Here is a 13,320-nt window from a genome sequence, read left to right as displayed (position 1 = left end):
GCGTTGTGGGGTGCTGTCGTGAGAGCGGGGCGCCCCATTCGCGTCAAGGCCTTCGGAAATTCAAGATAAAGGAGTGAGAGCGATATGGTGCATGCGGTTGAGCTGGATCACGTTTCTCACGTGTATGTTGGGAAAAGGGGAGCGACACTCGCCTTGGAGCAAATCCAGCTCCAGGTGAGGCATGGCGAATTTGTCAGCCTGATCGGCCCGAGCGGCTGCGGAAAAACGACCCTGCTGTCGCTCATCAGCGGGCTGCTGCTTCCGTCAGCCGGTACGATTAAGGTGGCGGGCGAGGTGATTCAAAAGCCCTCGGCAAAGGTAGGCTATATGCTGCAGCAGGACTATTTGTTCCCGTGGCGAACGATCGGTGAGAACGCGCTGATCGGGTTGGAGCTGATGGGCAAGCTGAACGCGCAGACCAAAGCGTACGCCATGGAGCTTCTGGCGGAGATGGGGCTTGCGGATGTTGCGGGCAAGTATCCGCAGCAGCTCTCCGGCGGGATGCGGCAGCGGGTAGCCCTGGTGCGGACACTGGCTACGGAGCCGGAGCTTCTGCTGCTGGATGAGCCGTTCTCCGCTCTCGATTACCAGACGAAGCTTCAGCTGGAGGAGCTGGTTGCGGAGACATTGCGCTCCCGAGGCAAAACGGCGATTCTGGTGACGCACGATATTTCGGAGGCGCTGGCGATGAGCGATCGGGTGGTGGTGCTGGAGCCGCGGCCGGGACGAATTCGGACCGTAGTAGACGTTCCGGAGGCGATCCGGGAGACGCCTCCGCTCGCTGCAAGGGAGGCGGAGGGCTTTCATCAGCTGTTCCGGCAGCTGTGGGGGCAGTTTGAACAGATGGATGCGAAGGGAGGAGCCGAGATATGATGAAGCCTCGAACGAAGGTGCTGGAATTAGAAGGAAGCGTGGCCGCCGGCGGCGGGTCGTCGGAGCAGCTGACAAACGAGGTGCTGCGCAAGTATCGGAGCAGGGAGCGCATCCAAACGCTTTATGTTCGCACAACCCAGCTCTTCGTTCTCATTGCGTTCTTCTCCCTATGGGAAGTGGCGGCCCGGTTGAAATGGATCGACGGACTGCTTTTCAGCTCGCCGACGCGGGTGCTCGGGCTGCTGTGGACGAAGCTGAACGATAATACGCTGCTGATTCACGTTCAGGTTACGCTGTGGGAAACCGTTGTCGGCTTCCTGCTAGGGACACTGCTGGGAACGGCCGTAGCGGCGCTGATCTGGTTTTCCCCGTTTCTCTCCCGCGTGCTCGATCCTTATATCGTCGTGCTGAACAGCCTCCCGAAGGTGGCGCTCGGACCACTCTTTATCGTGGCATTGGGACCCGGCGTGTTATCTATCATCGCCACCACGTTATCCCTTACGGTGATCATCACGATCCTGGTCGTGTACAACAGCTTCCGTGAGGTCGATCCGAACTATATCAAGGTCATTCGCATATTCGGCGGGGACCGCTCCACCGTTTTCCGCAAAGCGGTGCTGCCGGCCTCCTATCCGACCATCGTTTCCACCTTAAAGGTAAATGTCGGACTTTCTTGGGTAGGCGTGATCGTGGGGGAATTTCTTGTATCGAAGCAAGGACTCGGCTACCTGATCATCTACGGTTTCCAGGTGTTTAACTTTACGCTGGTCATCGGCAGCTTGTTCATTATCGCCATTGCCGCAGCCTTGATGTACCAAGCGGTGGCTTACCTTGAGAGCAAGCTGGTAAGTAACAATTAGCCGGATAGCCTTCACCCGTCCCTGGAGTGTCCATCGTTTGATGGAAGGGGATAGGGTGTTTTTTATGTTTCATCACTTTTTCCATGGGTTAATAAAAGGATTGGGATCATTATCGGAAGGCAGGTGAATCATGATGAAAAAAGGGGCTGCCCTTTTTCTGTTATTCGTACTTTGGATTGTGGCAGGCTGTGAAGAAGGTGAGCGGGACTATTCGATTGATGAAGTAAGCGTGAAGGCTGCGGTGCTGCCCGACGGGGATCTCTATGTAGAGGAGCTGTTTACCTACTCCTTCTCCGGCACATATGAGCATACGAAGCGCGCCGTGGAGCTGGGTGAGCATAATGGAGTGGAATTTTTCGAGGCGTATGTACCTCCGTTAGGGGGGAAGCTGGGAACGTTCTCTCACGAGGGGTTAAAGCAGCTGCAGACTCGTTTCGATTCGGGCAACGATACGTTTTACGTGGATTTTCCCTCCAAGGATGAAACGAAACAGGTATACTACCGATACCGGGTGGATCAGGCCGCTTCCAAATATGTGAAGACGGGCGAGCTGCTCTGGAAATTTTTCAATAACAATGAAACGGATTTGCACAAGGTCCGAATGGAGCTGACGCTGCCTAAGCCGGCAGGAGACGGAAATGTGCATGCGTTTTTGCACGACAGGACAGGTGGGACGGTTCAATGGAAGAACGGCGCCGTCCGGTACGAGAATGAAAGGTTATCCGAATTCGGGGATGCCGAGCTGCGTATCCTGTTTCCGGCGGATGCGCTGGCGGAGTCGCCGACGAAAAGCAAAGCTATGGATGTTGAGCGGATTCTGGAATCAGAGAAAAATCAGGCGGAACGGGTCGCGAATCGGGACCAGCTGCTGCCCGCAGGGAAGAGACTGTTGATTATTGTACTGCTCATCGCAGCCCTGCTAATCCTGTGGTACGGTTTTCGTCTGCCGCAATGGACTGCACGTTGGAGCCAGCATAAGAAATCATTCGAGGAGCTTGAAGAAGCGGAGCCCTTCTGGGTTGTATACCTGTATCGCAAGGGGCGGCTTAAGCCGGGAGATTATGTGGCGGGATTATTTTCCATGATACAAAGGGGCATGCTACACGTATCGGAGACCGAGGCGGAAAATCGGCTTCGTGCGGAAACCGGGGCTCCTCATCGGGTGCTGCGATTTCTTTATCCGGGGAATGCTGCGTCCTTGCAGGGCAAGGAATCCGACAGGCTGCTGCTTCGATGGTTGTTTCGGGCCAAAAGTGAGGAAGGACGCAGCTTCTCGATGGATTCCGCGGCGGGACCTACGAAGACGGAACGGAGCAAGCAGAAGCGGGTTCATCATTACCGCAATCGCATGAGCGGATTTCGCAGGAGGTTCGAGGAATGGGCGGAGAAGGAGAAGGAGCAGCAAGGATTGGACGCTTTCTTTCAAGAGAACCGGCTGCGTAAACCGTTTCTTATCGGAACGATGATTTTCCATGTGATGTTAATCCTCACCCTGTACATAATGGATGCAGCGCCTTGGTCCGATTGGTGGATCGCCTTCGGTTTGCTGTGCCTCGGACTGCTGATCGCCGTTTGGAAGGCGGAGAAGAAGCGATATTTCATTGGGTATTATGTCTTCGGCTTCTTCATTGCGGCTCAGCTCGCTGAGGATACATATACCGCTGGATATTTGATGATCGCCATCTTATCGATCATTCTCATACCTATCCTTCCCCGAACTGCCATGTCGCGCGAAGCTGCGGCGTACCGGAGCTCGATTCTTGCTTGGCGAATGCAGCTGAAGAAGGGGGCTCCCTACGCAGATGTCGACGTTGATCGCTGGGAAAGGCTTGCGCATTACGCAGTGCTACTGGAGGCAGGAATGCCCTATGTGCGGAAGGTGCTGCAGCGAATGAAGGAAGCGGGAGTAAGCACGAATTCCATATGGCTGCAGCCGGGCGTAATGCAGGGAGTGGTATATTTGCAGAGCACGATGGCAGAGCTTGCTCCGGCCAAGGCTGCAGGCAGCTCCACGGGGGGAAGCGGATCCGGCGACTCCGGCTCCAGCGGGGGCTCGAGTGATAGCGGCTCAGGGGACGGCGGAGGAACCGGGGCCGATTAGCCGGCTTATTAGCCCTCTTTGTCATACGGCATGGAGGGCTTTTTGCAACGGATTTGCATTCGGGAAGAAAGCATGGCATTATTAAGGGTGACCTATAGCCGATGCGGCTTTCATTCTTTACTGAAGGGACCGATTTCCTTGGAAAAATTAACGACCGATAAACAGTTCGAAGATGCGATCCGCAACCAAACGCCTATTATCGTATATGCCCGGAACAATGAGAAAATTTACGGCCCCGGCGTCATGATCAGCTATTCGGATACGGAGGCTACCGTTCGGAAGGACAAGCATAACGAAAGAAGATTCCTTCGTTCGGTCAATCACTTTACGATCAGTTCGTAAGGAAAAGGAAGGGGCTGACCCGCTTATGGGTTAAGCCCCTTTTGCTGTTTATTGAGCTGTATTTTCCCGTGTTTCCCCGTAAATAAACCTTTCAATGCTCGCCGTCACTACGTCCGACAACCGCACGGCATTATCGTAGTAGAGGATCGCATCGACCGGAAGCGGCCAAGCAATGGTTCGCACGGCGAGCGATTGGCTGAACTCCTCCCAATGCTCCAGCTTCCATGCGTCGATAGACAGACCGCGCTCCTGTATTCGAAGCCTGTATAGGTCGATGTCCTTCAAGTACACGTACACGACCTTTACCTCCACTGCTTCGGAAGCCGTGTCTGCGATTCGGGCGAGCTCTTGCCGCAGCCAGTCAGGGTCCGAGGTTTCCTTTGTGAAGGGGCCAACGACAAAGGCATCGTTCCCGAGCTGCAGATTCTCGAGAGCCGCGTCCATCGTGATCCGGTAGCCCACGTCACGGCACCGGATTTTATATTGCTGCGAATCCCTGTCATCCGGATCAAGTCCCGCTTGGGTCATCAGTGCTACAGCGGCAGGTCTAAGCAGCGTATCCATATCGAAGAAGCCGGCGTGCCGCTTCGCCGCTACCGCTTTGGCCAGTGTGGTTTTGCCCGCCCCGGCCGGGCCTAGAAAGAAAACGAGTTTGCTCATGAGAAAAACCTCCAACACTTCAGTAGATTCATTATAACGAATACCGAAGCAGGAGGCGATATGGAATCGGTTCGTCAGCTAAGCGCTTTCCTGAATTCCTCCGTCAGTAGCGGAACGATCTCGAACAAGTCCCCGACAATCCCGTAATCGGCGAGCTTGAAGATCGGCGCCTCGGGGTCCTTATTGATGGCGATGATGATGCGGGACTGGCTCATCCCGGCCAGATGCTGGATCGCGCCGCTGATGCCGCAGGCGATATACACCTCCGGCGTAACGACCTTGCCGGTCTGCCCGATCTGCAGCGCGTAGTCGCAGTACCCGGCGTCGCAGGCGCCGCGGGAGGCGCCGACCGCCGCTCCCAGCACCTCGGCCAGCCGGTCCAGCACCTGGAAGCCGTCTGCGCTCTTGACACCGCGGCCGCCGGAGACGACGATTCTCGCCTCGGTGAGATCGACCTTGCCGGAGGCTTTGCGCACCACATCCTTGACCACGGTTCGGAGGTCGGGGGAGGGAGCTACGGCGATGTTCACTACATCAGCCGATGCACTGCCTTCTGCGGCCGCTTCCGCCGCGGGAAGATTGTTCGGCCGGAAGGTAACGACCATCGGCCGCGCATCCGGCAGGAACGCCTTCTGCTCGAAGGCTTTGCCGGCGTACAGCGGGCGCGTAAACAGCAGCTCTCCGCTGTCGGCGGACTTCTCCAGCGCAATGACGTCGGAAATTTGGCCTGCTCCGAGCTGTGCGGCTACCTTCGGCGCAAGGTCTCGACCGGTCGCCGTGTGCGGGAAGAAGACGGCGCGAGGCGGCTCCGACGCACCAGCCAGCAGGCTCGCGATGACCGGGTAATACGTTTCCGGATTGTAGTGCGCGAGCGATTCAGCATCCGCTGCATAGATTCGATCCAAACCATAGCTCTGAAGCTCTTCCACCAGGCTGGCGAGCTGATGACCGATCAGGATGGCCTCTATGCGGTCACCGTCCTCCTTGGCCGCTCGCGCCGCCTGGATAATTTCCAGCGTGACCTGGCGCAGCTTGCCGCCCCGGGCTTCTGCAACGATCCAATACGATGGGCTCATGCGATGGAATCCTCCTTTACAGTACTTTCGCTTCCGTGCGGAGTAACTGAACGAGCGTTGCGGCCTGGTGCTTCGGCTCGCCCTGCAGCAGCTGACCGGCTTTGCGGGCGGGTGGAAGGGAGAGGGTGCATTGTCGGGTTCGAGGGGCAATATCTGCTTCGGTTAGACTGAGGTCGTCAAGGGAGAGACGGTGGAACGGTTTTCTCTTCGCCTTCATAATGCCCGGCAGCGATGGATAGCGGGGATCGTTCAAGCCTTGTTGAGCGGTGAAGAGGGCAGGGAGAGTCACCTCAAGCGTCTCGGTGTCGCCTTCGGCATCCCGCTCGACCGTCGCCGTATTGCCGTCAATATCGAGCTTTGTGACGGAGGCGACATGGGGAATGCCGAGCAGGTGGGCCGTACGGATGGCGACCTGACCGGCGCCGTGATCGACGGAAAAGCTGCCGCCGAGCACCAGATCCGACCCGCCCTGCTGCGACAAGTAAGCGGCCAGCACCTTTGCTACCGCGTACTCATCGGCGCTGAGCCGTTCATCCGTGATGAGCACGGCCTCATCGGCTCCCATGGCCAGCGCCGTGCGGAGCGCCTCCGCGGTGCGTTCCGGTCCGACGGACACGACAGTTACTTTGCCGCCGTGCTGCTCCTTGACACGGATGGCTTCCTCCACCGCGTATTCGTCATACGGGTTGATGACGAATTTCACGCCGTCTTCGGAGACAGCGCCGTCCAGGAGAATCACTTTTTCCTCAGTATCAAACGTTTGCTTCATGAGCACATAAATGTTCATTTGGCATCGCTCCTCTCCCTACATACATATCGGGAACCTACGCTTTCAGACCTCTCAGAAAAAATTCCACCGTACCTTCGATCTGATCCGACAGCGAGTATTTCCTCCCGGAAATCAGCCAGGAGGTGACAGCCTCGTCCATGGCGCCGAATAGCAGCAGCCGTGTCAGCTTCACGTCGAGATCAGGTCGGAACGAGCCTTCCTCTACGCCTCTTCGCAGCACCTGCTCAATGAGATGAATGTACGTTTTTACCACATCGCCTATAGCGTGACGCAGCTCCAGGTTGCTTTGCCTCAGTTCAATCTGGGTAACATAGGCTAAGGGGACGTTATTCTCGAGCTCCGAATAGTGAATTCGGCACATCCGCCGAATCGCTTCCTCCGCGGTAGGGGACTCGCTGATGCTGTTGTGGAAGCGGCCGATCAGCTCGCCGAGCTTTTCCCGGAAGACGGAGATCAGAATATCTTCTTTGTTCTTAAAATAAAGGTAGATCGTCCCGTCCGCGACGCCGGCTTCTTTGGCAATGCGGGAGACCTGGGCGTTATGATAGCCGTGCTCCGCGATCACCTTCAAGGCTGCGTCGACGATCAGCTGATATTTTTCCTTTTTCTTACTTGTCATTCGGCACCTCGGATGGTATGATTCGGAATAACTGAATGAATGATCATTCATTTTTTTCTCTATCGTAAGAAAAAAGTTGCATATTGTCAACGACTTTCGCACATACACTGTTACAAAGGGGAAACATAAAACCGCTTCCAAGTGAATACGCTTCAACGCCGCAACATACCGACATCAACCGAAAGGACGGATGAGAGCATGTGGCAGACGGTGAACCTAATCTTGTTTTTGGGCGTGAGCGGATATGGCGTGTATTTATTTTACAAAGCCGTTTCCCATCGGTACCAATACATGAAGCTGGGCCAGCCTGTCGATTTTAGACGGCAAATCCGGGAGAAGCTCGGTGCTTACCTAACTGAAGTATTCGGGCAGACGAGGCTGTTGAAGGATTGGCGCAGCGGGATCATGCATATCATCATTTTTTACGGCTTCATCCTGCTGCAGCTCGGAGCACTGGATTTGATCTACAAGGGCTTGAGTATGGGGCTGCCGCTGCCGATTCCTTGGTACGACGGGTTCAGCCTGCTTCAGGAGATCACAGTGCTGCTAGTGCTGGCCGCCATGGGGTACGCCGTTTTCCGCAGGTACGTGGAGAAGCTTCCCCGATTAAAGCGCGGCTGGAAGCCGAGCCTGGTGGTTTGGTTTATTTTTTCCCTAATGCTGTCCGTTCTCTTCTCACTCGCCTTTGAACGCATATGGCTTGCACACCCTCCCAGTGAATACGCACCGATTTCCTCCCTCATCGCATCCGCACTTCCCGAACTATCCGCTCAAGCGGCGCAAGCTGCCTTTTATATCTTCTGGTGGCTTCACCTGCTCATTCTCCTGTCCTTCCTAGTGTACGTTCCCCAATCGAAGCATTTTCACATCATCACGGCACCTGTCAACCTTTGGTTACGAAGAGATGAACCGGCCGGCCGTCTTCAGAAGCTTGATCTTGAGAATGAGGAAGCCGAATCGTTCGGTGTAGGCAGGATCGAGGACTTTACGCAAAAGCAAATGCTGGATTTCTACGCCTGCGTCGAATGCGGCCGCTGTACGAATGTGTGTCCCGCCTCGAATACAGGCAAAGTGCTGTCACCCATGCATCTGATCGTCAAGCTGAGAGATCACTTGGTGGAAAAGGGGGCCGCCGTCACTTCCAAATCCCCTTGGGTGCCGGAAGCTGTATTTGGGGGTGCCGGTGCGCATGTCATGATCCCCAAGGCGCTGAACTGGGACTCTGCATTAGGGAACACCGATATACGACCGACGCTGCAGTGGCAGCAGCACTCCTGGACGATGCAGCAGGAAAAGCCGGCTACGGAAACGGAGCTGATCGGAGACGTGATGACGGAGGAGGAAATTTGGTCCTGCACGACGTGCCGCAATTGTGAGGACCAATGTCCGGTAGGCAACGAGCATGTGGATAAAATCATCGACCTGCGCAGGCATCTGGTGCTGATGCAGGGAAGCATGCCCCACGAAGGACAGCGAGCGATGCAAAACATCGAGCGGCAGGGCAACCCTTGGGGGATAAGCCGCAACGACCGAAGCAAGTGGACGGCGGATATGGAGGGGATCCCGGTGCCCACGGTAAAGGAGCGGCCGGACTTTGAGTATTTGTTTTTTGTAGGCTCCATGGGCTCCTATGATCTGCGAAGCCGCAAGGTATCCCGGGCGCTCGTCAGGCTGCTGCATGAGGCCGGCGTTTCCTTCGCCGTCTTGGGCAATGAGGAGCGTAATTCCGGCGATACCCCACGGCGTATGGGCAACGAAATGCTGTTCCAGCAGCTCTGCGCGGACAATATCGCATCCTTCGTAAAGTATGGCGTTCGCAGAATTGTTACGGCTTGCCCGCATACCTACAATACGCTGAAGAATGAATATCCTGACTTTGGGATGGCAGGGGTTGAGGTTTTGCATCATTCCGAGCTGCTCTCAGAGCTGGTACGAAACGGACGGCTGAAGCCCCGGCATGAAGTTAGGGAGCGCATCACTTATCACGACTCATGCTACCTAGGCCGCTATAACGGAGTGTACGAACAACCGCGCGAGGTGCTCAGAGCTATCCCCGGCGTGGAGCTGGTAGAGCTGGAACGCTCCCGTGAGAACGGGATGTGCTGCGGCGCCGGAGGCGGAATGATGTGGATGGAGGAAACGTCAGGCAAGCGGGTCAATCTCGCAAGGACCGAACAGGCGCTGGAAGTGAAGCCGACCGTCATCAGCAGCGCATGTCCTTATTGTCTGACCATGCTGGAGGACGGCACCAAGCTGAAGGAAGTGGAGAATGAGGTAAAGGCACGAGACATTGCAGAGCTGCTCGAGCAATCCATATTCGGAACGGTTAACTAGCGCAGCACTCATTCCTATAACATATGGAGGGATTTGCGTCATGAGAGAAATCCGTAAAGCAGCCGTCATCGGCTCCGGAGTGATGGGGTCCGGCATTGCCGCCCACTTGGCTAACGTTGGCATTCCTTGCCTTTTGCTGGATATCGTACCGGAGTCGCTCACTTCGGAGGAGAAGGCGAAAGGACTCACGCTGGAGCACCCTGCCGTCCGCAATCGCCTTGCGGCACAGGCGATCGGCCGCCTGAAGAAGTTGAAGCCCGCACCGCTGTATGACGATGCCTTCGCCGACAGGATCACGCCGGGAAATTTGGAGGATCATCTGCCGCAAATTGCCGAGGTGGATTGGGTGATCGAGGTGATCGTGGAGCAGCTGGAAGTGAAGCGGGAGCTGTTGAGCCGGATCGAGGTGCATTGGAAGCCGGGCACGGTTGTGAGCTCGAATACATCGGGCATTTCCATCAACGCGATGTCTTCCCACCTTAGCGATGCTATGCAGTCCCACTTCTTGGGCACTCACTTCTTTAATCCGCCTCGTTACATGAAGCTGCTCGAGGTCATCCCCGGACAACGGACGGATCCCAGCATAGTGGAAGGAATGCGCAGATTTTGCGAAAAGCGACTTGGCAAAGGCGTCGTAACCGCCAAGGATACACCGAACTTCATCGCCAACCGGATCGGCACCTACGGTCTGCTCGTTACCCTGCAGGAGATGGTGGAGCAAGGCTATACCGTGGAAGAGGTGGACGCAGTGACGGGACCGGCGCTGGGCCGGCCGAAGAGTGCCACCTTCCGAACCTTGGATTTGGTAGGGCTCGATATTTTCGTTCATGTAGCCAATAACGTGTACGGTAATGTACAGGATGAAGCGGAGAAGGCGGTATTTGCCGTTCCCGACATGCTTAGGACGATGGTGGAACGCGGCTGGTTAGGCGAGAAGTCCGGCCAAGGCTTTTACTTGAAGCAAAAGGGAGAAGGCGGCGCCAGCGTGATCCTGTCTTTGGATCTAAAGACCATGGATTATGTTCCGCAAAAAAAGCCGGCTTCCGCCTCTTTGGAGGCTGCTAAGCTGGCGAAGGGAGCAAAGGCTAAGACGAAGGCACTGATCGAAGGCCAGGATTGGTTTTCGGAGCTGGCGTGGCGCATCCTGAGCAAGGTTCTCGTTTATTCCGCCGCCAAATTCGGTGAAATCGCCGATTCCATTCGTGACATCGACGATGCCATGAAATGGGGCTTTAACTGGGAGCTCGGCCCGTTCGAGACGTGGGACGCCCTTGGTCTTGTCCGTACGGCGGAGCGCATGGAAGCGGATGGGCTACCCATACCGGCGTGGGTAAAGGAATGGATTGCGGAGGGAAATACCTCTTTCTATCGGGAGCGGGACGGCGCGCCGTTTTATATGGCGGGAGGCCGATATGTGCAGCTGGATACGCCGCCGGAGGAAATTTCACTGAAACGGCTGAAGCAGCAGAACAAGGTCATTCTGTCGAACAGCGGCGCGAGCTTAATCGATATCGGGGATGGTGTAGCCTGTCTGGAATTTCATTCACCGAACAATGCGATCGGTGCGGATATCCTGATGATGATACAGAAAAGCATGGAGGAGGTGCGCCGCAATTACGAGGGTCTGGTGATCGCCAATCAAGGACGAAACTTTTGTGTCGGCGCTAATCTGATGATCCTGCTGATGGAGGCGCAGGATGAGGAATGGGATGAAATCGACGGCATTATCCGGCTGTTTCAGAACACCATGTACCGGCTCAAGAAATTCGAGAAGCCGGTCGTGGCGGCGCCGCATCGCATGACATTGGGAGGCGGTGTGGAGGTATGCATGCCTGCAGATCAGGTCGTAGCCTCTGCGGAAACCTATTACGGACTGGTCGAGGTCGGCGTCGGCTTGATTCCTGCGGGAGGGGGCAGCAAGGAGATGGCGCTGCGGGTAAGCCGCATGGCCTCGCATCCGGAGGCAGAGCTGCAGCCGTACCTGAATCAGGCGTTCGAGACGATCGGCATGGCGAAGGTATCGACCAGCGGACATGATGCGCAGCGTATCGGGCTGTTAAAGCCGACGGACCGTATCGTGGTCAATCAGGAGCATTTGATCCACGAGGCGAAGAAGTCCGTCCTGGCGCTCGCGAAGAGCGGCTACGAGCCGATTCCCGAGGAGCGAATTCGCGTGGCCGGGGCCGAGGGCAAGGCAATACTGAAGCTTGGCGCCTTCGCGATGAGAGAGAGCGGTTATATCAGCGAGCACGATGTGAAGATCGCGTCGAAGCTGGCGCATGTGCTTGCCGGTGGAGATGTGCCCGCAGGGTCGCTTGTGACGGAGCAGTACCTGCTCGATTTGGAGCGGGAGGCGTTCCTGAGCCTGTGCGGCGAGCCCAAGACGCAGCAGCGGATGCAGCACATGCTGTCCAAGGGCAAAGCGCTTCGCAACTAATGAACTCGGAAGAGGTGAAAAAGCCAATGAGAGAAGCTGTCATCGTATCGATTGCCCGTACGGCGGTCGGCAAGGCCAAGAAGGGCAGCCTGGCCCAAACGAGAGCGGAGGATATGGGCAAGGCGGTCCTCGAGGCGGTGGTGGAGCGGACGCCGGGTCTGCGCAAGGAGGATGTGGAGGACATCATCATCGGCTGCGCCATGCCGGAAGGCGAGCAGGGCTTGAATTTTGCCCGCATCATGTCCTTGTATGCGGGCTTCCCGGTGACGGTGCCGGCACTCATCGTCAACCGGTTCTGCTCATCCGGCCTCCAGTCGATCGCCTTCGCGGCGGAACGGATCATGCTGGGAGCAGCGGATGTGGTCATCGCCGGCGGGGTGGAGAGCATGAGCCACGTGCCGATGACCGGATTCAAGCTGTCGCCGAATCCGAGGATTGTGGAGCGGATGCCGGAGGTATATATCGGCATGGGGCATACTGCGGAGCATGTGGCGGAGCGCTTCGGGGTGAGCCGGGAGGAGCAGGACCGTTTCGCCGCTCGCTCCCACGAAAAAGCGGCAGCAGCGCTGCGCGAGGGTAAATTTAAGGACGAAATCGTGCCCCTCCAGGTCGAGTGGAAGCAGGTGGAAGAAGGCAGTAAGGTCCTGGCCAAGTCGTTCCTTTTCGATACGGACGAAGGCGTCAGGGCTGATACGACGACGGAGGTGCTTGCGAAGCTGAAACCTGCCTTCAAGCTGGGAGGCACCGTTACCGCCGGCAACGCATCGCAGATGAGCGACGGTGCGGCAGCCGCCGTTCTCATGAGCAAAGAGCGCGCGGAGGCGCTCGGCCTGCGGCCGATAGCGACTTTCCGAGCGTTTGCCTTAACCGGGGTGGAGCCGGAAATTATGGGCGTTGGTCCGATTGAAGCGATACCCAAGGCGCTGCGAATGGCCGGTCTTACGATAAACGACGTGGATTTGTTTGAGATTAACGAGGCATTCGCTTCCCAATGCCTGCAGGTCATCCGCGAGCTGAAGCTGGATGAGGAGAAGGTGAATGTGAACGGGGGCGCCATTGCGCTCGGTCATCCGCTGGGCTGCACGGGAACGAAGCTTACAGCGACGCTGCTGCATGAGCTGCGGAGGCGGGGAGGCGGCATCGGAGTCGTCTCGATGTGCATCGGAGGCGGAATGGGGGCAGCAGGGGTATTTGAGGTGCATCCGTAAACTTGGAGCAAGGGAGAGAT

Annotated in this window: 11 protein-coding genes; 7 read left to right on the top strand and 4 right to left on the bottom strand. The window is 56.7% G+C overall.

What is annotated here, in order from left to right; genetic code table 11:
- Positions 1 to 84 precede the first annotated feature (84 nt).
- The 4 genes from QMO62_RS07800 (at position 85) to QMO62_RS07785 (ending at position 4,176) form a co-directional block, all read left to right on the top strand.
- Positions 85 to 873, top strand: coding sequence for an ABC transporter ATP-binding protein (locus tag QMO62_RS07800; RefSeq protein WP_284640040.1), 789 nt, complete (start codon positions 85 to 87; stop codon positions 871 to 873).
- Positions 873 to 1,733, top strand: coding sequence for an ABC transporter permease (locus tag QMO62_RS07795; protein WP_284644888.1), 861 nt, complete (start codon positions 873 to 875; stop codon positions 1,731 to 1,733). The genes QMO62_RS07800 and QMO62_RS07795 overlap by 1 nt, the downstream gene beginning before the upstream one ends.
- Before the next feature lie 130 nt (positions 1,734 to 1,863).
- Positions 1,864 to 3,834, top strand: coding sequence for a DUF2207 domain-containing protein (locus QMO62_RS07790; RefSeq protein ID WP_284640038.1), 1,971 nt, complete (start codon positions 1,864 to 1,866; stop codon positions 3,832 to 3,834).
- Between the two features lie 72 nt (positions 3,835 to 3,906).
- Positions 3,907 to 4,176 (top strand): hypothetical protein, encoded by a 270-nt coding sequence (locus QMO62_RS07785; RefSeq protein WP_284640036.1) that lies wholly within the window; start codon positions 3,907 to 3,909, stop codon positions 4,174 to 4,176.
- Positions 4,177 to 4,224: 48 nt separating this feature from the next.
- Here the strand turns inward: QMO62_RS07785 and QMO62_RS07780 are convergent, their stop codons facing one another.
- The 4 genes from QMO62_RS07780 to fadR all read right to left on the bottom strand — a co-directional run bounded on the left by QMO62_RS07780 (position 4,225) and on the right by fadR (position 7,321).
- Positions 4,225 to 4,836, bottom strand: coding sequence for a P-loop nucleotide/nucleoside kinase family protein (locus QMO62_RS07780; RefSeq protein WP_284640033.1), 612 nt, complete (start codon positions 4,834 to 4,836; stop codon positions 4,225 to 4,227).
- A gap of 74 nt (positions 4,837 to 4,910) precedes the next feature.
- Positions 4,911 to 5,912: an electron transfer flavoprotein subunit alpha/FixB family protein gene (locus QMO62_RS07775; protein ID WP_284640032.1), complete on the bottom strand. Its 1,002-nt coding sequence runs from the start codon at positions 5,910 to 5,912 to the stop codon at positions 4,911 to 4,913.
- Positions 5,913 to 5,928: 16 nt separating this feature from the next.
- Positions 5,929 to 6,699, bottom strand: coding sequence for an electron transfer flavoprotein subunit beta/FixA family protein (locus QMO62_RS07770; protein WP_284640030.1), 771 nt, complete (start codon positions 6,697 to 6,699; stop codon positions 5,929 to 5,931).
- 37 nt (positions 6,700 to 6,736) lie between these two features.
- Positions 6,737 to 7,321, bottom strand: a complete 585-nt coding sequence (fadR, locus tag QMO62_RS07765; protein ID WP_284640028.1) for a fatty acid metabolism transcriptional regulator FadR — start codon at positions 7,319 to 7,321, stop codon at positions 6,737 to 6,739.
- Positions 7,322 to 7,519: 198 nt separating this feature from the next.
- Between fadR and QMO62_RS07760 the strand changes: the two genes are divergently transcribed.
- From QMO62_RS07760 to QMO62_RS07750, 3 genes are read left to right on the top strand one after another with little or no spacing between them, the layout of a single operon-like run.
- Positions 7,520 to 9,655 carry a (Fe-S)-binding protein gene (locus QMO62_RS07760; RefSeq protein WP_284644887.1) on the top strand — a complete coding sequence of 712 codons (2,136 nt, stop codon included), beginning with the start codon at positions 7,520 to 7,522 and terminating at the stop codon, positions 9,653 to 9,655.
- Between the two features lie 40 nt (positions 9,656 to 9,695).
- On the top strand, positions 9,696 to 12,092 hold the full coding sequence (locus QMO62_RS07755) for a 3-hydroxyacyl-CoA dehydrogenase/enoyl-CoA hydratase family protein (protein ID WP_284640027.1): 2,397 nt from the start codon (positions 9,696 to 9,698) through the stop codon (positions 12,090 to 12,092).
- Between the two features lie 26 nt (positions 12,093 to 12,118).
- Positions 12,119 to 13,300, top strand: a complete 1,182-nt coding sequence (locus tag QMO62_RS07750) for an acetyl-CoA C-acyltransferase (RefSeq protein ID WP_284640025.1) — start codon at positions 12,119 to 12,121, stop codon at positions 13,298 to 13,300.
- Positions 13,301 to 13,320: the final 20 nt, after the last annotated feature.

The sequence above is a fragment of the Paenibacillus silviterrae genome (genome assembly GCF_030167925.1).
Taxonomy (GTDB): domain Bacteria; phylum Bacillota; class Bacilli; order Paenibacillales; family NBRC-103111; genus Paenibacillus_G; species Paenibacillus_G silviterrae.
This window is presented reverse-complemented; position numbering and strand designations above follow the sequence as displayed.

Bases quoted from the DNA above. Each gene is read 5' to 3' on its own strand.
- QMO62_RS07800 (WP_284640040.1), top strand. From the start codon at position 85: ATGGTGCATGCGGTTGAGCTGGATCACGTTTCTCACGTGTATGTTGGG.
- QMO62_RS07795 (WP_284644888.1), top strand. From the start codon at position 873: ATGAAGCCTCGAACGAAGGTGCTGGAATTAGAAGGAAGCGTGGCCGCC.
- QMO62_RS07790 (WP_284640038.1), top strand. From the start codon at position 1,864: ATGATGAAAAAAGGGGCTGCCCTTTTTCTGTTATTCGTACTTTGGATT.
- QMO62_RS07785 (WP_284640036.1), top strand. From the start codon at position 3,907: ATGGCATTATTAAGGGTGACCTATAGCCGATGCGGCTTTCATTCTTTA.
- QMO62_RS07780 (WP_284640033.1), bottom strand. From the start codon at position 4,836: ATGAGCAAACTCGTTTTCTTTCTAGGCCCGGCCGGGGCGGGCAAAACC.
- QMO62_RS07775 (WP_284640032.1), bottom strand. From the start codon at position 5,912: ATGAGCCCATCGTATTGGATCGTTGCAGAAGCCCGGGGCGGCAAGCTG.
- QMO62_RS07770 (WP_284640030.1), bottom strand. From the start codon at position 6,699: ATGAACATTTATGTGCTCATGAAGCAAACGTTTGATACTGAGGAAAAA.
- fadR (WP_284640028.1), bottom strand. From the start codon at position 7,321: ATGACAAGTAAGAAAAAGGAAAAATATCAGCTGATCGTCGACGCAGCC.
- QMO62_RS07760 (WP_284644887.1), top strand. From the start codon at position 7,520: ATGTGGCAGACGGTGAACCTAATCTTGTTTTTGGGCGTGAGCGGATAT.
- QMO62_RS07755 (WP_284640027.1), top strand. From the start codon at position 9,696: ATGAGAGAAATCCGTAAAGCAGCCGTCATCGGCTCCGGAGTGATGGGG.
- QMO62_RS07750 (WP_284640025.1), top strand. From the start codon at position 12,119: ATGAGAGAAGCTGTCATCGTATCGATTGCCCGTACGGCGGTCGGCAAG.